At 72.2% G+C, this 20,975-nt stretch carries 23 protein-coding genes; 7 read left to right on the top strand and 16 right to left on the bottom strand.

Annotated features, from left to right (window positions below; translation table 11 throughout):
• Complete coding sequence (locus ACFY9E_RS00290; protein ID WP_390977811.1) at positions 1-2,457, bottom strand: ricin-type beta-trefoil lectin domain protein; 2,457 nt, start codon at positions 2,455-2,457, stop codon at positions 1-3.
• A 372-nt stretch (positions 2,458-2,829) separates the two neighbouring features.
• Positions 2,830-3,768: a helix-turn-helix domain-containing protein gene (locus tag ACFY9E_RS00295; protein WP_390977813.1), complete on the bottom strand. Its 939-nt coding sequence runs from the start codon at positions 3,766-3,768 to the stop codon at positions 2,830-2,832.
• Between the two features lie 63 nt (positions 3,769-3,831).
• Between ACFY9E_RS00295 and ACFY9E_RS00300 the strand changes: the two genes are divergently transcribed.
• Positions 3,832-4,674: a phytanoyl-CoA dioxygenase family protein gene (locus tag ACFY9E_RS00300; protein WP_390977815.1), complete on the top strand. Its 843-nt coding sequence runs from the start codon at positions 3,832-3,834 to the stop codon at positions 4,672-4,674.
• A gap of 15 nt (positions 4,675-4,689) precedes the next feature.
• Here ACFY9E_RS00300 and ACFY9E_RS00305 read toward each other — a convergent pair whose 3' ends face one another.
• The 3 genes from ACFY9E_RS00305 to ACFY9E_RS00315 all read right to left on the bottom strand — a co-directional run bounded on the left by ACFY9E_RS00305 (position 4,690) and on the right by ACFY9E_RS00315 (position 6,827).
• Positions 4,690-5,658 carry an aldo/keto reductase gene (locus ACFY9E_RS00305; RefSeq protein ID WP_390977817.1) on the bottom strand — a complete coding sequence of 323 codons (969 nt, stop codon included), beginning with the start codon at positions 5,656-5,658 and terminating at the stop codon, positions 4,690-4,692.
• Positions 5,659-5,800: 142 nt separating this feature from the next.
• Positions 5,801-6,340, bottom strand: coding sequence for a flavoprotein (locus tag ACFY9E_RS00310; protein WP_390977819.1), 540 nt, complete (start codon positions 6,338-6,340; stop codon positions 5,801-5,803).
• 28 nt (positions 6,341-6,368) lie between these two features.
• Complete coding sequence (locus ACFY9E_RS00315; protein ID WP_390977821.1) at positions 6,369-6,827, bottom strand: DUF1348 family protein; 459 nt, start codon at positions 6,825-6,827, stop codon at positions 6,369-6,371.
• 91 nt (positions 6,828-6,918) lie between these two features.
• Between ACFY9E_RS00315 and ACFY9E_RS00320 the strand changes: the two genes are divergently transcribed.
• Entirely contained in the window at positions 6,919-7,470 is a 552-nt protein-coding gene (locus ACFY9E_RS00320) for a TetR family transcriptional regulator (protein WP_390977823.1), read from the top strand.
• Positions 7,471-7,479: 9 nt separating this feature from the next.
• Here the strand turns inward: ACFY9E_RS00320 and ACFY9E_RS00325 are convergent, their stop codons facing one another.
• Both ACFY9E_RS00325 and ACFY9E_RS00330 read right to left on the bottom strand, forming a co-directional pair.
• The gene (locus tag ACFY9E_RS00325) at positions 7,480-7,674 is read right to left on the bottom strand and encodes a ferredoxin (RefSeq protein WP_390977825.1); all 195 of its coding nucleotides are present in this window, start codon (positions 7,672-7,674) and stop codon (positions 7,480-7,482) included.
• 13 nt (positions 7,675-7,687) lie between these two features.
• Positions 7,688-8,884 carry a cytochrome P450 gene (locus tag ACFY9E_RS00330; protein WP_390977827.1) on the bottom strand — a complete coding sequence of 399 codons (1,197 nt, stop codon included), beginning with the start codon at positions 8,882-8,884 and terminating at the stop codon, positions 7,688-7,690.
• A gap of 349 nt (positions 8,885-9,233) precedes the next feature.
• On the opposite strand from ACFY9E_RS00330, the gene ACFY9E_RS00335 reads away from it, so the two are divergent.
• Both ACFY9E_RS00335 and ACFY9E_RS00340 read left to right on the top strand, forming a co-directional pair.
• Complete coding sequence (locus ACFY9E_RS00335; protein ID WP_390977829.1) at positions 9,234-9,866, top strand: LysE family transporter; 633 nt, start codon at positions 9,234-9,236, stop codon at positions 9,864-9,866.
• A gap of 104 nt (positions 9,867-9,970) precedes the next feature.
• Positions 9,971-10,420 (top strand): nitroreductase/quinone reductase family protein, encoded by a 450-nt coding sequence (locus tag ACFY9E_RS00340; protein ID WP_390977831.1) that lies wholly within the window; start codon positions 9,971-9,973, stop codon positions 10,418-10,420.
• An 88-nt stretch (positions 10,421-10,508) separates the two neighbouring features.
• On the opposite strand, the gene ACFY9E_RS00345 is transcribed toward ACFY9E_RS00340, so the two are convergent.
• Positions 10,509-11,429, bottom strand: coding sequence for a cation diffusion facilitator family transporter (locus ACFY9E_RS00345; protein ID WP_390980214.1), 921 nt, complete (start codon positions 11,427-11,429; stop codon positions 10,509-10,511).
• 139 nt (positions 11,430-11,568) lie between these two features.
• Here ACFY9E_RS00345 and ACFY9E_RS00350 point away from each other — a divergent pair, with 139 nt between their 5' ends.
• Positions 11,569-12,594, top strand: a complete 1,026-nt coding sequence (locus tag ACFY9E_RS00350; RefSeq protein ID WP_390977833.1) for a glutathione S-transferase C-terminal domain-containing protein — start codon at positions 11,569-11,571, stop codon at positions 12,592-12,594.
• A gap of 36 nt (positions 12,595-12,630) precedes the next feature.
• Positions 12,631-12,927, top strand: coding sequence for a DUF4235 domain-containing protein (locus tag ACFY9E_RS00355; protein ID WP_390977835.1), 297 nt, complete (start codon positions 12,631-12,633; stop codon positions 12,925-12,927).
• Positions 12,928-13,074: 147 nt separating this feature from the next.
• Here ACFY9E_RS00355 and ACFY9E_RS00360 read toward each other — a convergent pair whose 3' ends face one another.
• Both ACFY9E_RS00360 and ACFY9E_RS00365 read right to left on the bottom strand, forming a co-directional pair.
• Complete coding sequence (locus tag ACFY9E_RS00360; RefSeq protein WP_390977837.1) at positions 13,075-13,467, bottom strand: VOC family protein; 393 nt, start codon at positions 13,465-13,467, stop codon at positions 13,075-13,077.
• Positions 13,468-13,546: 79 nt separating this feature from the next.
• A complete protein-coding gene (locus ACFY9E_RS00365; RefSeq protein ID WP_390977839.1) occupies positions 13,547-14,011 on the bottom strand; it encodes a pyridoxamine 5'-phosphate oxidase family protein in 465 nt (154 codons plus the stop codon).
• A 305-nt stretch (positions 14,012-14,316) separates the two neighbouring features.
• Between ACFY9E_RS00365 and ACFY9E_RS00370 the strand changes: the two genes are divergently transcribed.
• A complete protein-coding gene (locus tag ACFY9E_RS00370) occupies positions 14,317-15,348 on the top strand; it encodes a 7-epi-alpha-eudesmol synthase (protein ID WP_390977841.1) in 1,032 nt (343 codons plus the stop codon).
• A 46-nt stretch (positions 15,349-15,394) separates the two neighbouring features.
• Here the strand turns inward: ACFY9E_RS00370 and ACFY9E_RS00375 are convergent, their stop codons facing one another.
• The 6 genes from ACFY9E_RS00375 to ACFY9E_RS00400 all read right to left on the bottom strand — a co-directional run bounded on the left by ACFY9E_RS00375 (position 15,395) and on the right by ACFY9E_RS00400 (position 20,942).
• Positions 15,395-16,645 (bottom strand): cytochrome P450, encoded by a 1,251-nt coding sequence (locus ACFY9E_RS00375; protein WP_390977843.1) that lies wholly within the window; start codon positions 16,643-16,645, stop codon positions 15,395-15,397.
• Positions 16,642-17,244, bottom strand: coding sequence for an ATP/GTP-binding protein (locus ACFY9E_RS00380; RefSeq protein ID WP_390977845.1), 603 nt, complete (start codon positions 17,242-17,244; stop codon positions 16,642-16,644). The genes ACFY9E_RS00375 and ACFY9E_RS00380 overlap by 4 nt, the downstream gene beginning before the upstream one ends.
• Entirely contained in the window at positions 17,225-17,596 is a 372-nt protein-coding gene (locus ACFY9E_RS00385) for a DUF742 domain-containing protein (protein WP_104784390.1), read from the bottom strand. Before ACFY9E_RS00385 ends, ACFY9E_RS00380 begins: the two co-directional genes overlap by 20 nt.
• A complete protein-coding gene (locus ACFY9E_RS00390; protein WP_283972747.1) occupies positions 17,593-18,003 on the bottom strand; it encodes a roadblock/LC7 domain-containing protein in 411 nt (136 codons plus the stop codon). The genes ACFY9E_RS00385 and ACFY9E_RS00390 overlap by 4 nt, the downstream gene beginning before the upstream one ends.
• Positions 18,000-19,736: an ATP-binding protein gene (locus tag ACFY9E_RS00395; RefSeq protein WP_390977847.1), complete on the bottom strand. Its 1,737-nt coding sequence runs from the start codon at positions 19,734-19,736 to the stop codon at positions 18,000-18,002. Before ACFY9E_RS00395 ends, ACFY9E_RS00390 begins: the two co-directional genes overlap by 4 nt.
• A 261-nt stretch (positions 19,737-19,997) precedes the next feature.
• The gene (locus ACFY9E_RS00400) at positions 19,998-20,942 is read right to left on the bottom strand and encodes a helix-turn-helix domain-containing protein (RefSeq protein WP_390977849.1); all 945 of its coding nucleotides are present in this window, start codon (positions 20,940-20,942) and stop codon (positions 19,998-20,000) included.
• Positions 20,943-20,975 lie beyond the last annotated feature (33 nt).

A 20,975-nucleotide genomic window follows, 5' to 3' on the forward strand; every position in this document is an offset into this window, starting at 1 on the left:
TCAGCGGCGGCCGCCTCCGCCGTGGCCATAACCGCCGTAGCCGTAGCCATAGCCGGGGTAGCCGTGGTCCGGGTTGCCGTACTGACCGTCGGCGTCGCAGTAGTAGCCGTAGCGGTAGCAGGGCGAGTCGGTGGCGGCCGGAGTGCTCGGCGCCGGCTGCGGAGCCGAGGAGGTCGCGGACGGGGTCGGTGCCGGCTCGGGCGCCTTCGACGGGGTGGGGGCCGGCGTGGGCGCGGGGCGCGGCGCCGGAGCGGCGGCGCTCCAGGTGACGGCCTCCATCTGGAGATCGGCTTTGGAGGTGTCGATCACCCAGCGCTGCGTGTCGTCGTCCGCCCGGGTCTTGACGACCAGGGCTCCCGAGCCGTCGGTCGCCGCCGGGGCCAAGGCGAGGTCCTGGTCCCAGCGGGGCACCAGGGCGCCCTGCAGGGTGAAGTCGTAGCGGATGTTCTTCGGGTCCGGCCGGGAGGCGCCCGTGCAGGGGGCGAGCCGCACCGAGTAGCCGAGCTGCGAGTCCAGGCACAGGTCGGGGGCGGCGCCGTTGCGCAGCAGCCCGTCGGTCTCGTACGTCCACTGCTGGGCGGAGTCCGCGGAGCACGCCGTGAGCTCGGCCTCCCCGCCCGCGACGGCCTTCTTGCCGTCGATGCCCACGCACAGGTCCGAGGCGACGTTGTGGAGCCGGCCGCGCAGGGCGCCCTTCCCTGCGTCGCCCGACCCGGCCCGGGACGGGTCGGTGGCCGACGCGTCCACGTCGGAGTCGGGTGCCTCCTCGGCGGGCCGGTCCGCGCCCGCCGGAGCGCCGTCGCCGGAGTTGCCGGTGGACCACAGCACCAGCGGCAGCACGACCAGGCCGCCGGCGGTCAGGATGCCCGCGGTGAGGTTGCGCCGCCGGGCGGCCCGGCGGGCCGCCTTGTGGGCGGATCTCCGGGCGGCGGTTCGGGAATCTTTACGCCGAGGGCCAGGGGGCGCGGTCGGGGGCGGTACGGAGACGCCCGCGGGGGCCGGGGCCGGAGCCTGGCCCCGGTCCACGGCCGGGTCCACGCCGCCGGCTCCCGCGGGGGGCGGTGGCACGGCCGCCGGGCCGCCCGGATCGGTGAACGACTCCCCGACCGCGCCGGCGAGGGCGACCGGGTCCGGGAAGCCGTCACGTCCCTCTCCGGCCGGGTCGGGGAAAGCCCCACGCGCCGCACGAGCAGGGTCCGGAAAGACCTCGCGCGCCGTGCCGGAAGGGTCCGCGAAGCCCCCACGCGCCCGCTGCCCTGAAGGGTCCGGGAAGACCTCGCGCGCACCGACCGCATCCGGGACCACCCCGTGGGCCCGCCCGGAAGCACCCGGGAAGGCCTCGGGCGCCACACCCGCCGGATCCGGAAACGCCCCGTGCGCCCGCCCCGAAGGTCCCGGGAAGGCCTCGGGCGCCACGCCCACCGCGTCCGGGGCCACCTCCCGCGCCCTTCCGGCCGGGGGCGGGATGATCTCGTGCGTCACACCGGCCGGGTCCGGAAAGACCTCGCGTGCCAGAGCCACCGGGTCCGGGAACAGGTCGCGTGCCGCAACGGCCGGGGCCGCACCGGCCGCTCCCCGGGGCCGTCCCCGCTGCACGGCACGCCCACCGCCGGCGCTCTCCCCCGCCTCGCCCGCGCGGCTCTCCGCGTAACCCCGGCCGCCCCAGCCCAGTACCGCCTCCGCCAGGGCGACACCCAGGGCGTGGTTGAACTGGTCGAGCTGGTCCGCGGCGGCGCTGCAGTGCCCGCAGCCCTCGATATGCGCGCGTAGATCGGGGTCGATGCCGAGGCCGCCGCGACGGTACGTCACGTCGAGCAGGCGCAGATAGCGCCGGCACTCCTCGTCGGGGGCGAGTTCGCGGTGCAGCTGGAGGCACTCCTCACGCAGCCGGTCCCGGGCCCGGCCCAGTTCGACACGCGCGCCCTCCTCGTCCAGGCCGAGCAACCCGGCCGGGGCGGTGAGCGGTTCGGCCTCGACCTCGGCATGCCACAGCAGGCAGCGGGCGGACTGGGGCAGCCGCTGGAACGCGCCGGACAGCAGACGCCGGTGCGGCGGCGGCAGCAGACGGGCGGTGGGCCGCTCCCTCTCGCCGGTCCCGGAGAGCAGCTCCGGATGGAGCATGTCGTGCCGGTGGTCGGCGGCCCACTCGGCCGCGATGCGCCGTACGGTGACGAGCAGATGGGGCCGCCAGGCGGAGGTCGGGCCGTTCTGGCGGATGGTCTCGCCGAAGAGCCGGGTGAACGCGGCCGTGGTGAGAATTCCCGCGGAGCGGGGGCCGTCGGTGCACAGCCGGGCGTAGGCGAAGGCCGCCTCCCAGTGCCGGTCCAGCAGTTCACCGACGGGCTGGAGCGCGGGCGTCGCCCCGGTCCACTTCCTCAGCTCCGCGCTCAGTTGCTCGTCCGTCGCGCCGAACCCGTGGGCCGAGGCCGGAGAATTCGACGGGCCTGCGTCTTTCACGGCTGCATTCCTCTCAAGGACCTGCGGAATAAAAGTCCGTACCAAGGGGTATGCCGGCCCGGCGGCCTCGCGCATACGAAGAAAGGCATGTGGGGACACGCCGACACGGCACACCTTTGCACAGGTCAGGGACAGGGAACAAGTGACGTCACGGTTTCGTGCATTGCGGGCGGGGCCAGCGCCTTTTGACAAAGTGTCAATCAGTGGAGAGAAAGGCATTTCCGCCCCGTCCGTTCCCTTTACCAGCTCACATTTGTCCGCTTCCGGAAGCCGGCCGGAAACCATTGGAACATGCCCCGCACAGCAGCTCACGCCGTCGGCCGTCATTCCTCGCCGCCCTTTCGGCACCTCCCGCGGAACCAATAGCGGTGCTCAGCCGGGCGGACCGCCGTGCGTCGCGCGGTACGCCCCGGGCGGTGCTCCGTAGCGTTCGCGAAAGGCGCGGTTGAAGTGGAAGGGGCTGACGAAACCCGAGGCCGCGCCGACGCGTTCCACGGGCAGATCGGTGTTCTCCAGCAGCCGGGCGGCGTGGCGCAGCCGCGCCTCGCGCAGGGCGCGCATGGGTGACTGGCCGAGCTGCCTGCTGAACAGATGGGCGAAGCGGGACGGCGACAGAGCGACCTCTCGGGCGAGCGAGCGGACGGTGTGCGGGGCGCCCGGGTCGGCGTCGATCAGCTCCTGGGCGCGGCGGATCCGTGCGTCGAGTCCCGGGCGGGGCGTCGCCGGCCGGGCGCCGGCGGTGGTGAGGAGGACGATCTCCTCCAGTGCGCTCAGGGCCAGTTCGCGGGCCGCGCTGGCGTGCGCCACGGCGACCTGCCCGTCCGGTGTTGCCGCGTCGGGCGGTGCCCCGGTGCCGGTCCAGCGGGCGTCGGCGTGCATCCGCCGGAACGCCGTCCCGACGCGGTCGTGCACCCCGGCCGGTGCGGAGGTGACCACGTGCACCCCGTCGCCGGCGTCGTACGGCCGCAGCCACGCGGCCCAGGACGGGCGGGCCTGGCAGTGCGCCCACCAGAACCGCCAGTTCCGGGCCCCGGCCTCGACCTCGTAGCCGTGCGGCACGCCCGGGGCGAGCACGACCAGGTCCCCCGCGCCGGCCGAGGTCCGCACACCGCCCTGCCACAGGTGCCCCCGGCCTCCGGTGGTCCAGGTGAAGAGCCAGCTCGGGGAGCCGTGCGGCCGGCTGACGCCGTAGCCCGGCGGCTGGTCGAAGTGTCCGAGCACGACCAGCCCGGGCGGCGGAGCTGGGTCCCCGGGGTGGGCGGCGTTCCTCGGCTCAGCAGTGTCGGGCAATCGGTCAGCACGCACGGGCATCCTCCTCGACGGCCGGGCGGCCTAGCGTTCCGGACCGAGAACACCGGACCGAGGAGTGCGTTCATGACAGTCACGGGCAACGGCGCCGCCGGCGCTTCCATCCTGGACCCCGCCGGGCTCCGGAGGTACCGGGAGGGTTTCGAGGAGGACGGTTTCACGGTGGTGCGCGGGCTCTTCGGGGGCGACGAGATCGATCGGCTGTGCGGCGAGTTCGCGGCCCTGCGGGCGGCCGGCCCGGTCCCCGGGCACTTCGAGCCGCGCGCGGCGGACACGCCGGGCGCCGACCCGCTGCACGTGTGGCCCCGGGTGATGCACCCCCACGAGATCAACGACCGCGCGCGAGAGGTCCTGCTGGACGCCCGGCTGCGAACGGTCCTCGAGGCGCTTCTCGGGGAGGAGGTGCTGGCCGCGCAGAGCATGTTCTACTTCAAGCCGCCGGGGGCCCGGGGGCAGGCGCTGCACCAGGACAACTTCTATCTGCGGGTGGAGCCGGGTACGTGCGTGGCGGCGTGGGTGGCCTGCGATGTGATCGACCGGGAGAACGGCGGTCTGGAGGTCGTGCCCGGCACGCACCTGATGGACCTGTTCTGCCCGGAACTCGCCGACGCGGAGGTGTCCTTCGCCCGGGAGTACGTTCCGCCGCCGGCGGGGCTGGCGCCGGTGCCGGTGGACATGGCGCCGGGAGACGTCCTGTTCTTCAACGGGAGCCTGGTGCACGGGTCGCAGCCGAACCGGGCGGCCGAGCGGTTCCGGCGGTCCTTCATCGGACACTACGTGGGGCGGTCGGCGGAGCGGATCGGGCGGTTCTACCGGACGCTGGCGATGAGCGGCGCGAGGGTGGAGCTGGCGGAGAGCGAGGGGGCGGGTCCCTGCGGAACGGAGTTCGCGCCGCAGGGGCCGCACTGATCTCCGAGGACCCGCTCAGTGCCCCGCGATGGGGTGGGGGGCGTAAGGGCTCTGCAGTTCCTCCAGTTCCTTGTCGCTCAACCGGATCTCCACCGCGGCCACCGCGTCCTCCAGATGCCCGGGCTTGGACGCCCCGACGATGGGGGACGTCACCGTGGGCTGGTGGAGCAGCCAGGCGAGGGCGATCTGCGCGCGGGGGACGCCCCGTTCCCCGGCGATGCGGGTGACGGCCTCGACGATGGTGCGGTCGCCCTCCTGGTAGAGGCTGCCGCCGAAGGCATCGGTGGCGCTGCGCTCGGTCGTGGTGTCCCAGTCCCGGGTGAGGCGGCCGCGGGCGAGCGGGCTCCAGGGCAGGACGCCCACCCCCTGGTCGGCGCAGAGGGGAAGCATCTCACGCTCCTCCTCGCGGTAGATCAGGTTGTAGTGGTTCTGCATGGAGACGAATGGCGTCCAGCCGTTCAGCCGCGCGGTGTACTGGGCCTTGGAGAACTGCCACGCGTACATGGAACTCGCCCCGACGTAGCGGACCTTGCCCGCCTTGACGGCGTCGTGCAGGGCCTCCATCGTCTCCTCGACGGGGGTGTGCGGGTCGAAGCGGTGGATCTGGTAGAGGTCGACGTAGTCGGTGCCGAGGCGGGTGAGGCTCTGGTCGAGCTCGGTCATGATCGCCTTGCGGGACAGTCCGCCGCCGTTCGGCCCGGGCCGCATCCGGCCGTGCACCTTGGTGGCGAGGACGATCTCGTCGCGGCGGGCGAAGTCGCGCAGGGCCCGGCCGACGATCTCCTCGCTGGTGCCGTCGGAGTAGACGTTCGCCGTGTCGAAGAAGTTGATCCCCGCTTCGACCGCCTGCCGGATCAGTGGGCGCGAGGCCTCCTCGCCGAGGGTCCACTCGTGCGTACCGCGGTCGGGCAGACCGTAGGTCATGCACCCCAGACAGATCCGCGAGACGTCCAGGCCCGTCGAACCGAGCTTCACGTACTGCATCGTTGCTGCTCCTGCCTTCGGAGGGTTTCCCCGGCGAGCGTACGTGTTCGTGTGTGCTCGAAGACGTGGCCGGTCGGGCCGCCTGACGGGCCGTCATCGCCGCTGTCTCCGGGTGGGGCCGACGGGCGATCGCGCCCGACCGTCAGCCGCGTGCGATCAGGTCCAGGGCCCGTTCCCACCCGAACTCCGGCCGCCCGCCGTCCTCCCCCGGCTCTCCCGTGTACGGCTCGCCGAACCGCACACCCATCCCGCCAAGCCGTTCGAGGCTGTCCCGGTAGGCGGGGTGGGCGGCCAGCGCGCCGGCCACGCACGGCAGGACGGCGATCGGTACGCCGAGGCCCGTGACCTCGCACAGGGTGCCCAGGGCGAGGGTGTCGGCGATGCCGGCCGCCCACTTGTTGACGGTGTTGAAGGTGGCGGGCGCGACCACCACGGCGTCGGGCGCCGGGAACGGGCGCGGCGCGCCGGGGGTACGCCAGGCGGAGCGGATCGGGCGGCCCGTCTGCGCCTCGACGGCGGCGGTGTCGAAGAAGCCGTTCATGGCGACGGGTGTGGCGATGACGCCCACCTCCCAGTCCCGTTCCTGCGCGGCGGTGATCAGTCTGCTGACGTCGGCGGCGATGCCGGCGGCGCAGACGACGACGTAGAGGAAGGGCTTTCGGGCGGCGGCCTGTTCGGTCATCCCGGAAACCCTAGCGACTCGCCCGGGTTCACCGGAGGGGGAACGTGTCTCCCCGTTCGGCCTCCGGCCGGGGACCGTGGATGCGACGCTCGTTCTCCTCGATCGGCACGTCGTTGATGCTCGCCTCGCGGCGGGTCATCAGGCCGTGCTCGTCGAACTCCCAGAGCTCGTTGCCGTAGGAGCGCCACCACTGCCCGTGGGTGTCGCGGCACTCGTACTGGAAGCGGACGGCGATGCGGTTGCCGTCGAAGGCCCACAGGTCCTTGCGCAGCGCGTACTCCTGCTCGCGTTCCCACTTGCGGGTCAGGAAGTCGACGATCCCGGCGCGGCCGGTGACGAAGGTGTCGCGGTTGCGCCAGACGGAGTCCGGCGCGTAGGCGAGGGAAACCTTGTGCGGGTCGCGGGTGTTCCAGGCGTCCTCGGCGGCCTGGACCTTCTGCGCGGCACTCTCGCGGGTGAAGGGCGGCAGCGGCGGGCGGTCGGCCATGGTTCCTCCCGGTCAGCAGGGGAGAACCAGCGTTCTCCACGTGGCTGCTACCGTAGGAGAACGCTCGTTCTCGCGTCAAGGAGGGTCGTCCATGGACAGCGCGGAGGCCCGGGAGCGGGTCTTGGACGCCGCCGAGGAACTGTTCTACGGACGGGGTGTGCGGTCGGTCGGCATGGACGACGTGCGCGGCGCCTCCGGGGTCTCGCTCAAGCGGCTCTACCAGCTGTTCCCGGCGAAGGAACAACTCGTGGAGGCGTATCTGGAGCGGCGCGACGCGCGCTGGCGCGGGCAGCTGGCCGCCTACGTCGAGCGGCACGAGGAGCCCCGGGAGCGGATCCTGGCCGTCTTCGACTGGCTCGGCGAGTGGTTCGGCGAGCCGGGCTTTCGCGGCTGCGCCTGGATCAACGCGTACGGCGAGCTGGGTGCCACGTCGGCGCGCGTGGCCGCCCAGGTGCGCGCGCACAAGCGGGCGTTCCGGGAGTACCTCGGCTCGCTCGTGGCGGACGCGGGGCTGCCCGGCGCGCCGGCCGGGCAGCTGTTCCTGCTGGCCGAGGGTGCCATGGTCACGGCGGGCGTCACCAGGAGCGCCGAGCCCGCGGCCGAGGCGCGCGAGGCGGCCCGGCTGCTCCTGGACGCCGTGTGAGTTCCGGCCTCAGGTCACCGCGGACACGGTGATGGCGCCGACCGGGCAGGCGCGGGCCGCCTCCCTCAGCAGCGGGCTGCCACCGTCCTCCCCGCCCGGCAGCAGGGTGCTGTAGCCGTCGTCGTCCTGGGTGAACACGTCCGGGGCGGTCAGGGCGCACTGTCCCGCGCCGATGCAGACGTCCTTGTCGATGCCGATGTGCATGGGCGGAGGCCTCTCACCAGCTCACGGGGAGTTCGAGCATCCCCTGGATCGTGTCGCCCGGCTTGAAGGGGATCTCCTCGGCCGGGGCGGCCAGGCGCAGGGTGGGCAGCCGGCCGAAGAGGCTGTGCAGGGCGATCTCCAGCTCGGCACGGGCGAGGTTCTGGCCGAGGCACTGGTGGATGCCGAAGCCGAACGCGACGTGGTGACGGGCCGGACGGCTCCAGTCGAGCGTGTCCGGCTCCGGGTAGACCGTCTCGTCGCGGTTGATGACGGAGGTCGCGAAGACCACGCCCTCGCCCTTGCGGATGGTCGTCCCGGCCACCTCGATGTCCTCGACGGCCAGGCGCAGCATGCCGTCCGCGATCGACAGCATCCGCATCAGCTCCTCGACCGCGGCGGGCAGCAGCCGTGGGTCCGCGCGCAGTTCGGCGAGCCGTTCGGGGTGCTGGAGCAGGGTGAAGGTGCCGAGCGAGATCATGTTGGCGGTCGTCTCGTGGCCCGCGACCAGCAGGATGAGGGCCATGGCGATCAGGCCCTCGCGGTCCAGGTCGCCCTCGCTCAGTTGCCGGTGGACCAGATCGTCCAGCAGGCCGGTGCCGGGGTCCTGCTGCTTGCGGTCGATCAGCTCCCCGAAGTACGACTCCAGCCGGTCCCGGGCGTCGAGGACGTCGGCGGTCTCCGGGCCGCGCAGCAGCCGTCGCGACTGGGTCTCGAAGAAGTCGTGGTCGGCGTACGGGACGCCGAGCAGGGCGCAGATCACCATGGACGGCACCGGCAGCGCGAAGGCGCTCACCAGGTCCGCGGGCGGGCCCCCGGCGATCATCGCGTCGAGCCGTTCGTCCACGATCTGCTGGATGCGTGGCCGGAGTTCGACGGCCCGCTTGAGGGTGAAGTCCCCGACGACCATCCGCCGCTGGGCGCGGTGCTCGGGGTCGTCGACGCCCAGCAGGGCCGTTCTGCGGTTGCGGATCCCGGCGAAGCGCTTGGTGGGGGCGGGGAAACCGGGCCGGTCGCGGTTGGACGACAGTCGCGGGTCGGCCAGCAGCGCGCGGGCGGTGGCGTGCCCGCTGACGAGCCAGGCCTCACTGCCGTCGAAGAGGGTGATCCGGGTCAGGGGGCGCTCGGCGCGCAGTGCGTCGTAGGCGGCGGGCGGGTGGTAGGGGCAGGTCCGGCTCTGGGGGAAGGCGACGGGTGCGGTCGTGTCCGTCATGAAGACCTCGCAGACGAGTAGTGCGTCGTGCCGATCTTCATTAGATGCCCCGGGCATCTATGAGGCGACACGAAGTTCGGCCAGATCGGTCGCGGCATCAACATGGCCGGGGAGTGCCGTCTTCCCGTTCGAACCGTCCGGGGCTGTGCCCCCGGCGCGGGATCGGCGTCCCGGCCCGGGCGCGGGTGCGGCGACGCCGATGCGAAAACCGGTTGTCGGTGGAGTGGTGCGGGCCTCAGGATCCAGCCATGCCTACGTTCACCCTTCTCCCGCCGCTGTCCGCCGCCGCTTCCGCCGCGTCCCGACAGCAGCGGTCCGGCCGCCGGGGAGGACCGACGCCGCCGCGGTCATGACCGCCGCGCTCGTCGCGGGGCTGCTCGCCGGGTACGGCATCGCCGTCCCCGTGGGTGCCGTCGGGACCTACCTCGTGTCCCTCACCGCCCGCACCTCCCTGCGCACCGGTGTCTGCGCCGCGCTCGGCGTCGCCACCGCCGACGGGCTCTACGCCCTCGCCGCCACCCTCGGCGGCACGGCCCTGGCGTCCGCGCTGCGGCCGGTGCTCGGGCCGCTGCGGTGGATCTGCGTGCTGGTGCTGCTCGCCCTGGCGGCATGGGGCGCGGTCACCGCGCTGCGCGAGTACCGCGGCCACCGGCTCGCGACCCGGACCGCCCCCGCTCCCCCGAGCCCCGCCCGGGCCTATCTGGGCCTGCTGGGCATCACCCTGCTGAACCCCACCACGGTCATCTACTTCGCGGCCCTGGTGCTCGGTTCCCAGGCCACGGGCCCCGTCGGTCCCCTGGAGCAGGGCGTGTTCGTGCTGGCCGCCTTCGCCGCCTCCGCGAGCTGGCAGGTGCTGCTGGCCGGGAGCGGGGCCCTGCTGGGCCGCGCGCTGACCGGCCATCGCGGGCGGCTGGCGACGGCACTGGTGGCGAGCGCGGTGATGACCGCTCTGGCCGCGCGGATGGCGCTCGCGCCCGGGTGAGGCTCGTTTCCGGCCGGATCCACCGGGGTGCGGATGATTCCCGGCGGTACGGGCGTTGAAGGCAGGTGGCAATGAGCCGCGGACGCGACGATGGGACGGATGCCATGCCTCTCGAGGGCGAGTACGAACCCAGCCCGACGCAGTGGGTGCGCAAGCAGGTGGAGCTGTACGAGAGCTCCGGCGGTACGGAGGGGACGACACTGCAGGGCTCGACGATGCCGGTCGTCATCCTGACCTCACGGGGCGCCAGGAGCGGCAAACTGCGCAAGACGCCGGTGATGCGCGTGGAGCACGAGGGGCGTTACGCCGCGGTGGCCTCCCTCGGCGGATCGCCGAAGCACCCCGTCTGGTACTTCAACCTGCGGGCCGACCCGCACGTGGAACTCCAGGACGGGCCGGTGAAGCGGGACATGACCGCCCGTGAGGTCACGGGCGAGGAGAAGGCGGCGTGGTGGGAGCGGGCCGTCGCGGCCTACCCGGCGTACGCCGACTACCAGAAGAAGACGGACCGGGACATCCCGGTGTTCGTCCTGGAGCCGGCCGAGACCGGCTGAAGCGGGGCCGGCTGCCCGGTGCGGGCGGCCGGCGGAGAAATCTTCCTCCCCCGGGTGTGTGAACCGGCATCGACGGGGCACGCGAGATTCAGGCCCCGCCGCGTTCCCCCGTCGCGGCGGGGCTTTCCGCTGCCTCGCGGGCGGGCCGGTCGGTCACGTCGAGGAATATCTGGTCCGCCTCGGGCACCGTATGGGCGATGGACCGCTTGATGCGCACGGCGACCTCCTCCACGCGCTCGCTGTCCAGACCGGGCACCAGGTCGACACGGGCGGCCACGAGGGCCGTGTCGAGGCCGGTCTTCATCGTGAACAGCGCCTCCACACTGTCGATCTCCGGCTGGGCCCGCAGCAGCGCCTCGATCCGCCCGCTCGACTCCGGGTCGGCCGCCTCGCCGATCAGCTGGTCGCGGGCCTCACGGCCCAGCCGGAAGGCCACGTAGACCAGCAGCGCGCCGATCGCCAGGGAGGCCGACGCCTCCCACACCACCTGGCCGGTGACCATGTGCAGCGCCATGCCCACGATGGCCAGCGTGACGCCGAGCACCGCGGTGCCGTCCTCGGCGACGACCGTCCGCAGGGCCGGATCGCGCATCCCCGCACCCGCGCCCCCCTGCCTGCGCACCTGGTACAGCGCCCGCACCAGCGAACCGCCCTCCGCGAGGAGGGCGATCCCGAGAACGATCAGACCGGCGACATAGCCGCCGAGTTCCTCCTCCGCACCACTCGTCAGGGCCTCGAAACCCTGGAAGAAGGAGAAACAGCCGCCCATGACGAAGATCCCGACGGCCGCGAGGAGCGACCAGAAGAAGCGCTCCTTGCCGTAGCCGAAGGGATGACGCCGGTCGGCGGGGCGTCGGCTGCGGCGCAGCGCGGCGAGCAGGAACACCTCGTTCAGACTGTCGGCCACCGAGTGGGCCGCCTCGGACAGCAAAGCCGGTGACCCGGCTGCCAGGCCGCCGATGGCCTTGGCCACCGCGATCACCAGATTGGCCGCGAGCGCCACCAGCACGGTGACGCGTGTCCTGCGATCACTTCCCTCATCACTCACCTCCGCCGATTGCCCCGGTCGGCGGTGCTCACACCGTGCCGTCCGCGGAAAACGGGGAACGCGTTCACCAGGGTCCACGTACGGCAAGGAGGTCACCCCCATGAGCCGCGACGACGGCGACGACGGCAACACCGGCTACGGAAGGAGGGCGTTCAAACGCTCCAAGGCGCATTTCGCGGACCGCATCACCGCGGACGGCCGGGACGGCTGGCCGGTCGAGGCCGGCCGCTACCGTCTGGTCGTCAGCCGGGCCTGCCCGTGGGCGAGCCGGTCGCTGGTCTCCCGGCGGCTGCTCGGCTTGGAGGACGCCCTGTCCCTGGCCGTCGCCGACCCGATCCAGGACGACCGCAGCTGGCGCTTCACGCTGGACGAGGACGGCCGCGACCCGGTCCTCGGCATCCGCTACCTCGGCGAGGCCTACGACCGCCGCGAGCGCGACCACCCCGGCGGTGTCAGCGTGCCGGCGATCGTGGACGTGCCCAGCGGGCGGCTGGTGACCAACGACTACCAGCAGCTCACCCTCGACCTCGCGACCGAGTGGACGGCCCTGCACCGGGACGGCGCGCCCGACCTGTACCCGGACGCGCTGCGCGACGAGATCGACGAAGTGATGGCGGACGTCTACGAGGACGTCAACAACGGCGTCTACCGGGCCGGTTTCGCCACCGGGCAGGAGGAGTACGAGGCCGCCTGCGCGGGTGTGTTCCGGCGGCTGGAGCAGCTCACGACCCGGCTGGCACGGCAGCGGTACCTCGTCGGCGACACGATCACCGAGGCGGACATCCGGCTGTTCACCACCCTGGTCCGCTTCGACGCCGTCTACCACGGCCACTTCAAGTGCAACCGCTGGAAGCTGACGGAGAACCAGGTGCTGTGGGCGTACGTCCGCGACCTGTACCAGACGCCGGGATTCGGCGACACCGTCGACTTCGACCACATCAAGCGCCACTACTACCAGGTGCACACGGGCATCAACCCGACCGGCATCGTGCCGCTGGGCCCGGACCTGTCCGGCTGGCTGACCCCGCACCGGCGTGAGGAGCTGGGCGGCCGGCCGTTCGGTGACGGCACACCGCCCGGGCCGGTCCGCGCCGAGGAGCGGATCCCGGCGGCGCACACCCCCTGACCACTTCCATTCCCCTCAGCGATCAAGGAGTTTCTCGTGGCGAAGAAGAAGAAGATGTCCCTCGCGTACAAGCCTCTCGGGTTCGTGCTCGGCTGGTCGGGCGGCTGGCTGGCAGGGCTGGCCTTCCGCAAGACGTGGATGGCGATCCGGCACGAGGAGGACGCGCCCGACGCGCTGGACAAGGACCGCGGCTGGGGCGAAGTGCTCCTGGCCGCCGCCATCCAGGGCGCCCTCTTCGCGGTGGTGCGCAGCGCCGTGGACCGCGCGGGCGCCAAGGCCATCGAGCGTTCGACCGGCACGTGGCCGGCCGGCGAGAAGGGCGGCCGGGACTGACACCGCGACGGCCCCGCCCGGCCTCTGCCGGGCGGGGCCGTCCTGTGCGGCCGTCCGCCCCGATCGGGTTCGCGGAGGGCGCACCCCGGGGCGCGGGCCCACGGCTGCTCGACCACTGGGCCCCGCGGCACCGGGTGAGCCCCGCGCTCAGCCCTGCTTGGGTGCCGTCGGTGCGGTGCGGCGCAGGATGAACGAGTGACCTGCCGGGTCGGCGTAGCCGCGCTCCTCCAGCGGGCCCGAGGGCTCCTTGGCCTCCAAGGGGCGACCCCCGAGGCTGATGACGCGGCGTTCGACCGCGTCGAGGTCGTCGACCACGAACTCCAGATGGGCCTGGAGGGAGTTCTCGGGGCGCGGCCAGCTGGGCGGAGTGGCGTTGACGTCCCGGCGCAGTGCGACCCGGAAGCCGTCGGCGGTCTTGATCTCCACCCGGTTGGCGGTGGCGTCCGACTCCTCCCCCTCCAGCAGTTCCTTGTAGAACACGGCGAGCTTCTCGGGCTCGGCGCAGTCGAGCACGAGGACCCCCGCTTTCACCAGTGCCATGTCTCCTCCGCAGGATTCCGGCCGCAAGGCGGTCGTGCCCCGCGGACCCGTACCTTGCGGATATCCCGGACCGGCCGATTCAGTCGGTCTTCAACCACCGTCCGTCACGCATGAGTTCGCGGCCGTCGAGCTCGTCGGCCTCCCGCCAGGCCTGGATCCGCCGCGGCACGACCCGGAAGTACAGGTACGGCGTGGCGAGCCGGCGAGGGTCGAACCCGGTCTTGGCGGCGAAGAGTTCGGCGTCCTGCTCGGTCAGTTCGCCGGGCTGCACCGTCTCGACGGTGCCCTCGACGAGGACGACGTCACGGGTCGGCCCGATGCCCACCCGGGCCCGGCCGGACGCGGCCAGGTTCCGTCCGGTCGGGCTGGACGCGGGTGTGGCGAAGAGCAGGTACGAGCCGTTCCAGAGGAAGGACAGCGGGACGAGGTACGGCGTCCCCGTCGCGCTGTCCGCCGTGGCGACCCAGGCGTCCACGTCGTGGTCCAGGCGGTGCAGGGTGTCCTTCTTGCGCTGCTCGGCGCTGCGAACGGGTGCGGACGTCATCGCGGTGGCCTCCTGGCGAGTCGTCGAACGGACGCGGACCAGTGTGGCGTCCCCGGGCGCCGGAGGCTCGGCGGACAAACCGTGCCTGACGAGGGACGAGGCAGTATACGCAGCTCAAGCACTTTTCACAGTAACCGAGATCACGGCCGTGTCACGGAATGGCCGATTCGCGCCGTGGGCAGTCTCGTACCGCTTCTCGGTTCAACGTTCGCCGTGCGAAGTCGAGTTCGAGTGTGCGGCCGGTCATGGCACCGTCCGCTCGCAGGGGCGGGGGGCTCTGCGGTCCGTCTCCCGAAAGGAAGCACATGCCTCAGGACGTCCGGTTCGACCTCCCTTTCGACACACCCGTCAGTGAGCATCTGGAGTTCGCCCGGGCGCGGCATCTGCGCTGGGTGTGGGACATGCGCCTGGTCCGCAGCCGGGAGGGATTCGAGGAGTACAAGTCATGGGACCTGCCCCTGGCCGCCGCCCGGACCTATCCGCACGCGTCGGCCGAGGACATGGTCGTCCTGATGAACTGGTTCTCCCTGGCCTTCCTCTTCGACGACCAGTTCGACGCCGGCCGGCCGGACCGGGCCGACCGCATAGCGGAGGTCGCCCGGGAGCTGATCGCCACTCCCCTGCGCCCGGCGGGCAGTCCGCCCCGGGTGGTCTGTCCGATATCCCTCGCCTGGGCCGAGGTGTGGAACCATCTCTCGAATGGCATGTCCCTGACATGGCAGACGCGGTTCGCCGCCTCCTGGGGGAGGTTCCTCGTCGCGCACTGCGAGGAGGTCGACCTGGCCGCCCGCGGCCTGGAGGGCACGCTCGCGCTCGACGAGTACACGGCCTTCCGGCGCCGTACGGTCGGCATCCACCACAGCATCGACGCGGGTGAGCGCAGCCGCGGTTTCGAGGTGCCGGCTCAGGCGATGGCGCATCCGGTGATGGAGCGGATGCGCGATCTGGCGGCGGACACCATCGGGTTCATGAACGACATCCACTCCTTCGAGCGGGAGAAGCGCCGCGGCGACGGCCACAACCTCATCGCCGTGCTGCGCCGGGAGCGGGGCTGCTCCTGGCAGGAGGCCGTCGACGAGGCGTACCGGCTGACGATCGGCTGTCTCGACGAGTACCTCGAACTCCAGGAGAGCGTCCCCCGGATGTGCGACGAACTGCGGCTCGACGACGCGGAGCGGGACCGGGTGCGGATGGGGGTGGAGGTCATCCAGCACTGGATCAACGGCAACTACGAGTGGGCCCTGACGACCGGCCGCTACGCGGCGGCGAAGGAGGGCCCGGTGGCCACGGCCGAACTGGCCGGACGCGGCCCGGTGGACGACCTGCTGAGCGTATGACACGCCGGTGCCCGGCCGGACGTCCGGCCGGGCATCACGTGGCGCCCTATACGACGAACTCGACCGGCAGGCTGTCCAGCCGCGACTCCCAGGTGGAGGCGGTCGAGGTCAGCTCCTCCGCGGGCACGGCCAGGGTCAGGCCCGGCAGGCGGTGCAGCAGGACGTCCACCGCGATCTCGATGATGGACTGGCCGATGCTCTGCCCCGGGCACTCGTGCGGACCCGAACTGAACGCCAGGTGCGCCTGGTTGCCCTGCACCGAGACGCCCGTGTCCGGCCGGACCTCGGGGTCGGTGTTGCCCGCCGCGAGACCCAGCACCAGCAGGTCGCCCTCCTGGATCTGGTGGCCGCCGAGCTCCAGGTCGCTCGCGGCGAACCGGCCCGGCAGCACCGCCAGCGGCGGGCTGTTCCACATGACCTCCTCCACCACGGCGGAGATGTTCAGCTGGCCGCTGATCAGTCCGGACAGCCGGGCGGTGTCGGTGAGGATGATCTGGAGCACCCGGGCCAGCAGGTTGCTGGTCGTGGTGTGCGCGGCGATCAGCACCAGACGCAGATGGCTGACCACCTCGTCCTCGTCGAGACCGGCCGCGTGCCCCAGCAGGGCGGTGGTGAAGTCTCCGCCGGGCTCGGCGCGCTTGCGTTCGGCCAGTTCGCCGAGGATCACCATGATGCGCTCGTTGTGCGCGAGGGCGTCCTCACCACCCTTGAGGACGTGGGCGCAGGACTCGACCAGGTCGCGCCCCTCCGCCTCGGGGAGCCCGAGGATGCGCGAGAGCACGAGCATCGGCAGGTACTCGGCGTAGTCCGAGACGAGGTCGGCCCGGCCGGTGTCCGCGAACGCGTCGATCTGCTTGTTCGCGAGGCGGGTCGCGTGGCGCCGGATGCCGCGGGCCGCCGCCGCCTGGAGCCCGTCGGTGACGGCCGCACGCAGCCTGCGGTGCGGTTCGCCGTCCTGGGACACGCAGTCCGGCCGCCAGCCGATCATCGGGATGAGCGGCGAGGTCTCCTCCACGCGCCCTTCGGCCCAGTCACGCCAGATCCTCGCGTCCCGGCTGAACTGGCGGGGGTTGTCGAGGACCCGCCGGTTGTCGCGGTAGCCCAGGACCAGCCACGCGGGCACGTCCCCTTCGAGCAGGACCGGCGCGACCGAACCGTGCTCCTTGCGCAGCCGCTCGTAGATGCCCGCCGGGTCGGTGGCGGCGTCCGGGCCGTACAGCCGGGCCAGGTCGGCCCCGTGGTGGGCGACGGGGCAGCCGCGCATGGCCTGGAGGCCGGCTTCGGTCGAGTCGTTCATCGGGGCTCCAGGGCCACGGCCGAGCGTTCCTTCAGATGGTGGATCAGGGCGACGAGGACATCCCGGCTGGAGGCCCGGTCGCGGGCGTCGAAGGCCACCACCGGAGTGTTCTCGGGGATGTCCAGGGCGTCCCGGATCTCCTCGACGGGGTAGTTCCGGGAGTCGGGGAAGACGTTCAGCGCCACGACGAAGGGGACTTCCTGCCGCTCCATCTCCTCGATCGCCCGGAAGCTGGATTCCAGACGGCGGGTGTCCACCAGGACGATCGCGCCGAGCGCCCCCTTGAACAGCCCGTTCCACAGGAACCAGAAGCGCTCCTGGCCGGGCGTGCCGAACAGGTACAGCACCAGGCTCTCGTTGATGCCGATCTTGCCGAAGTCCAGGCTGACGGTGGTCTGCGTCTTGTCCGCGACGCCGATGAGATGGTCGACGTCGGCACTGGCCTGGGTGAGGGTCTCCTCGGTGGTGAGCGGCTTGATGTCGCTGACCGACCGGACCATGGTGGTCTTCCCGGTGCCGAACCCGCCGGCGATCATCACCTTCACCGAGCGGGTGTCCCCGGCCGAGCCTCCGGGTTGGTCAAAGCCTTTCAAGTCCACTGAGTACCTCCTCAAGGAGCGCGAGGTCGGGCCCGCGGCCGGCTTCGTGGGCCGGGATGGGGTTACGGGCTTCGACGCGACCTGCGTCCAGCAGGTCGGACAGCAGCACCGCGAGAATGTTGAAGGGGAGCCCGAGGTGAGCGCCGAGTTCGGCGACCGACAGCGGGTCGCGGCAGCGGCGGAGTATCTCCTCGTGCTCGTGCTGCATGCCCGGTAAGGGGGCGGCGCGGGCGACCACCAGGGTCGCCACGTCGAGGCTCGACGCCGAACCGCCCGGTCCGCTGCGCCCTCCGGTGAGGACGTAGTAGCGCTCGAGACCGGACGGGTCCGACGGCCTGCGGGGAGCACTCATCCAGAGTGCTCCTCCTGGCGCGGAGTGGTACCGAGGAGCTCACCCATCCTGCGGGCCAGGTCCCTCATCTGGTGTCCGAGCAGGCCCTGGTCGAGGCCTTCCCTGGCGAGGACACCGAGGTACGTCTCCACACCGGCGCGCACGACGAAGAGGTGCCCGCCGTCCACCTCGATCATCGCGAGCCGCAGTTGCCCGGCGTACTTGGGGAACTGCTCGGCGACCGGCTGGGCCAGGGCCTGCAGGCCGGCCACCACGGCGGCGAAGCGGTCCACGTCGTCGGGGTCTTCGGCGCCGTAGGAGGTGATGGCCTTGCCGTCGCTGGAGGCCACGAGGGCGAAACGGATCTCCTGGATGCTCTCGACGAGATCGCGGAGCGCCCAGCTCACGTCTGTTCCTTGTTGCGTCATGAGGACTGATCGCTCTCTTCGGTGCGGTGCTCGGTGTACTCGCGGCCGGCGACGGTGTCGCGGTCGTCGGCCGCCGGGAAGGCCTCCGCCGCGTCGCGTCCGGCGGTGGCGAAGGCGGCGAGTCCCGAGAAGGACGCGTCCGGCGGGACGGCGGCGACGGTTCCCCGCTCGGTCCGCTCGGCCTGCTTGGCCGCCTCCGTCTCGTTCCGCTTGCTGCGGCGCCGGGGCAGCCCGCCGGGTGTGGTCTCCCCGGGTTCGGCCTGCGCGGCCGGTGGGGCCGGCGCGATGACCGTCTCGCGGGCCGGGGCGGCCGTGGCGGTGCGGATCTCCGGGGCGGGCGCGGCCGGTGCGGTCGCGGCCGTGGGCAGGGGACTGAAGTACTTGTGCGGGACCACGATCACCACGGAGGTGCCGAGCCACGGCGAGTCCGCGAAGGTGACGCGGATGCCGTAGCGGCGGGCGAGGGCGCCGACGACCCGGAGACCGATGTTGGCGTCCTCGGTGATGCCGCCGAGGCCCGCGCCGGGCGCGGTGCCCGCGAGGGCGTGCTCGGCCTCGCGCTTCTTCTCCTCGCTCAGGCCCTTGCCGGAGTCCTGGATCTCGATGCCGACCCCGTTGGGAACCTCCTTGCCGGAGATGAGCACCGGCTCGGTGGGCGGCGAGTAGCGGGCCGCGTTGTCCAGGAGGTGGGCCAGGATCAGCGTGAGGTGGTCCACGAGACCGCCGTCGACGCCGAGTTCGGGCAGGTGGCGCACCTGGATCCGGTGGAAGTCCTTGATGCGGCCGATGCCGCCGCGCACCACGCTCAGCAGCCGCTGCGGTTCCTGCCACTGCCGGCCTGGCCGGTCCGAGCCGCCGAGCACACCGATGCTCGCGGCGAGGGAGTCGGCGGGGCCGAGCTCCTGGTCGAGCTCCATCAGGCCCCGGGCGACGGCCGGCAGGCGGCCGTGCTCGCCCTGCATCTCGTGCAGTCGGCCGCGGAGCTTGCTGGTCAGCACGTGGATGCGGTTGCCGATGCTGATCACTGCCTGCTCGGCGGAGGTGGAGCGGTCGAACTCCGCCTCCAGGCCGATCAGGGAGGTGCGCAGCAGCTTGCGCAGTTCGGCCTGGAGCTCCGAACTCACCTTGGCGCACTGGTTGACCGTGGGCAGCAGGTCGTCGATGGCGTCGCCGGCACGCAGCTTCTCCATCGCGTCGGGCAGCTGCTCGTCGGCGAGCCGGGTGACCGCGGCGAGCTGGTGGGAGAGCTGTTCCTGCCAGACCGCGGCCTGGTCGGCGAGCTGGGCCTCGTAGGACGTGGCCTGGTCGGTCAGCCGTTCCTCATAGGCCCGGGACCGGTCGGCGAGCTGCGTCTCGTACGTGGCGCTCTGGTCCGCCAGGCGCCGCTCGTACGTCGCGTTCTGCTCGTTGAGCTGGGACTCCAGGGCGGCGCGCTCGGCGGCGAACTTGCGTTCCAGGGCCGCCACATGCTGCTGCCACTGCTGGTTGTGCTCGGCCTGCGTGGTGCGGAAGGAGCCCTCCGCCCGGTGCAGTTGCGCCCGGGTGCGCAGCAGCAGACGTACGCACACGGCACCGGCCGCCGTCACCGCGACTCCGGCGACGGCCGCGGTTATTCGCTCCGAGCTCATGAACGTGGCGGCAACGGTCCCGCCTCCCAGTCCCAGCGGCAACAACCACCAGCTGTACCAGGCGACAGGGGCCCGCGCCGCCGGTGGCGGAGTGGCGAGTTCCATCTGCATCCTTCGAAGCAACACGAATCAACAGGGGGGGTGTGGACCGCACTCATGAGTACGCACTGCGTGTCGACCGGACGCGATCGCGTCAACTCGCAGCGCCGATCGGAACCTTATCGGGTTTGGACCCGAAAGGATCAACCGCGCCCGCCCGCCGGACGTGAGGCTTCCGTCACGCTCTGAAGGAAGGCAACAGGTCGACAAATGTCTTTGCTGCCAGTGGAATTGGCCGCATGCCAGGTCGCGCGGGTGCCCCGGCCGTCAGCGGGCGGTCTGGAAGGTGCGGCGGTAGGCCTGCGGAGAGACGCCGATCGCCGCGTTCAGATGCTGGCGCAGGGAGGCTCCGGTCGCGAAGCCGACCCGGCCCGCGATCTGATCGACCGTCAGGTCGCTGGACTCCAGGAGATGCCGGGCCCGGGCCACGCGCTGCTGGATCAGCCAGCGGCCGGGGCTGAGACCCACCTCGTCGTGGAAGCGGCGGGCGAAGGTGCGCTGGCTCATCCGGGCGTGACCGGAGAGATCAGCCAGAGTGAGCGGTTCATCGAGACGCTCCAGGGCCCAGGCGCGGGTGGCGGCGGTGCTCGCGGCGCCCTGCTCGGGGACGGGCTGCTCGATGTACTGGGCCTGGCCGCCGTCCCGGAAGGGCGGGACGACGCAACGGCGCGCGACGCTGTTGGCCAGGTGGCTGCCGTGGTCCTTGCGGACGAGGTGCAGGCAGATGTCCACGCCGGAGGCGGCCCCGGCGGAGGTGAGGAAGGGGTGGTCGTCGACGAACAGCACGTCCGGGTCGAGGTCGACCCGCGGGAACATGCGCCGGAAGCGGTCGGCGACCTGCCAGTGGGTGGTCGCCCGGCGTCCGTCGAGGAGCCCCGCGGCGGCGAGGACGAAGGCGCCGGTGCAGATGGAGACGATGCGGGTGCCGGGGCGGATGAGCGCGAGCGCGGCCAGGACCTCGCCGGACACCTCTTCGGTCAGGTGGGAGGGCGCGACGGGCGCGATGACCACCGTGCCGGCCGTGGCCAGGACCTCGGGGCCGTGCTCCACGGTGATGCCGAAGTCCGCGTTGGTGCGCACCGGACGGCCGTCGACCGAGCAGGTGAGAACCTCGTACCGGCCGTCGGCCGCGCCCAGGATCCGGCTGGGGATGCCCAGCTCGAAGGGGTACACCCCGTCCAGGGCCAGGACCACCACTCGTTCGCGTCGCATGGCACGATTCTATCGAAGGTTGGCAATCTTGCC

Source organism: Streptomyces sp. NPDC012466 (genome assembly GCF_042955215.1).
Lineage (GTDB): Bacteria > Actinomycetota > Actinomycetes > Streptomycetales > Streptomycetaceae > Streptomyces.

Excerpts from the sequence above, each read along its gene's own strand:
- ACFY9E_RS00350 (WP_390977833.1), top strand. The coding sequence starts at position 11,569 with ATGAGCCGCGACGACGGCGACGACGGCAACACCGGCTACGGAAGGAGG.
- ACFY9E_RS00400 (WP_390977849.1), bottom strand. The coding sequence starts at position 20,942 with ATGCGACGCGAACGAGTGGTGGTCCTGGCCCTGGACGGGGTGTACCCC.
- ACFY9E_RS00375 (WP_390977843.1), bottom strand. The coding sequence starts at position 16,645 with ATGAACGACTCGACCGAAGCCGGCCTCCAGGCCATGCGCGGCTGCCCC.
- ACFY9E_RS00310 (WP_390977819.1), bottom strand. The coding sequence starts at position 6,340 with ATGACCGAACAGGCCGCCGCCCGAAAGCCCTTCCTCTACGTCGTCGTC.
- ACFY9E_RS00340 (WP_390977831.1), top strand. The coding sequence starts at position 9,971 with ATGCCTCTCGAGGGCGAGTACGAACCCAGCCCGACGCAGTGGGTGCGC.
- ACFY9E_RS00300 (WP_390977815.1), top strand. The coding sequence starts at position 3,832 with ATGACAGTCACGGGCAACGGCGCCGCCGGCGCTTCCATCCTGGACCCC.
- ACFY9E_RS00330 (WP_390977827.1), bottom strand. The coding sequence starts at position 8,884 with ATGACGGACACGACCGCACCCGTCGCCTTCCCCCAGAGCCGGACCTGC.
- ACFY9E_RS00360 (WP_390977837.1), bottom strand. The coding sequence starts at position 13,467 with ATGGCACTGGTGAAAGCGGGGGTCCTCGTGCTCGACTGCGCCGAGCCC.
- ACFY9E_RS00315 (WP_390977821.1), bottom strand. The coding sequence starts at position 6,827 with ATGGCCGACCGCCCGCCGCTGCCGCCCTTCACCCGCGAGAGTGCCGCG.
- ACFY9E_RS00335 (WP_390977829.1), top strand. The coding sequence starts at position 9,234 with ATGACCGCCGCGCTCGTCGCGGGGCTGCTCGCCGGGTACGGCATCGCC.
- ACFY9E_RS00390 (WP_283972747.1), bottom strand. The coding sequence starts at position 18,003 with ATGACGCAACAAGGAACAGACGTGAGCTGGGCGCTCCGCGATCTCGTC.
- ACFY9E_RS00395 (WP_390977847.1), bottom strand. The coding sequence starts at position 19,736 with ATGGAACTCGCCACTCCGCCACCGGCGGCGCGGGCCCCTGTCGCCTGG.
- ACFY9E_RS00365 (WP_390977839.1), bottom strand. The coding sequence starts at position 14,011 with ATGACGTCCGCACCCGTTCGCAGCGCCGAGCAGCGCAAGAAGGACACC.
- ACFY9E_RS00305 (WP_390977817.1), bottom strand. The coding sequence starts at position 5,658 with ATGCAGTACGTGAAGCTCGGTTCGACGGGCCTGGACGTCTCGCGGATC.
- ACFY9E_RS00295 (WP_390977813.1), bottom strand. The coding sequence starts at position 3,768 with ATGCCCGTGCGTGCTGACCGATTGCCCGACACTGCTGAGCCGAGGAAC.
- ACFY9E_RS00325 (WP_390977825.1), bottom strand. The coding sequence starts at position 7,674 with ATGCACATCGGCATCGACAAGGACGTCTGCATCGGCGCGGGACAGTGC.
- ACFY9E_RS00385 (WP_104784390.1), bottom strand. The coding sequence starts at position 17,596 with ATGAGTGCTCCCCGCAGGCCGTCGGACCCGTCCGGTCTCGAGCGCTAC.
- ACFY9E_RS00370 (WP_390977841.1), top strand. The coding sequence starts at position 14,317 with ATGCCTCAGGACGTCCGGTTCGACCTCCCTTTCGACACACCCGTCAGT.
- ACFY9E_RS00320 (WP_390977823.1), top strand. The coding sequence starts at position 6,919 with ATGGACAGCGCGGAGGCCCGGGAGCGGGTCTTGGACGCCGCCGAGGAA.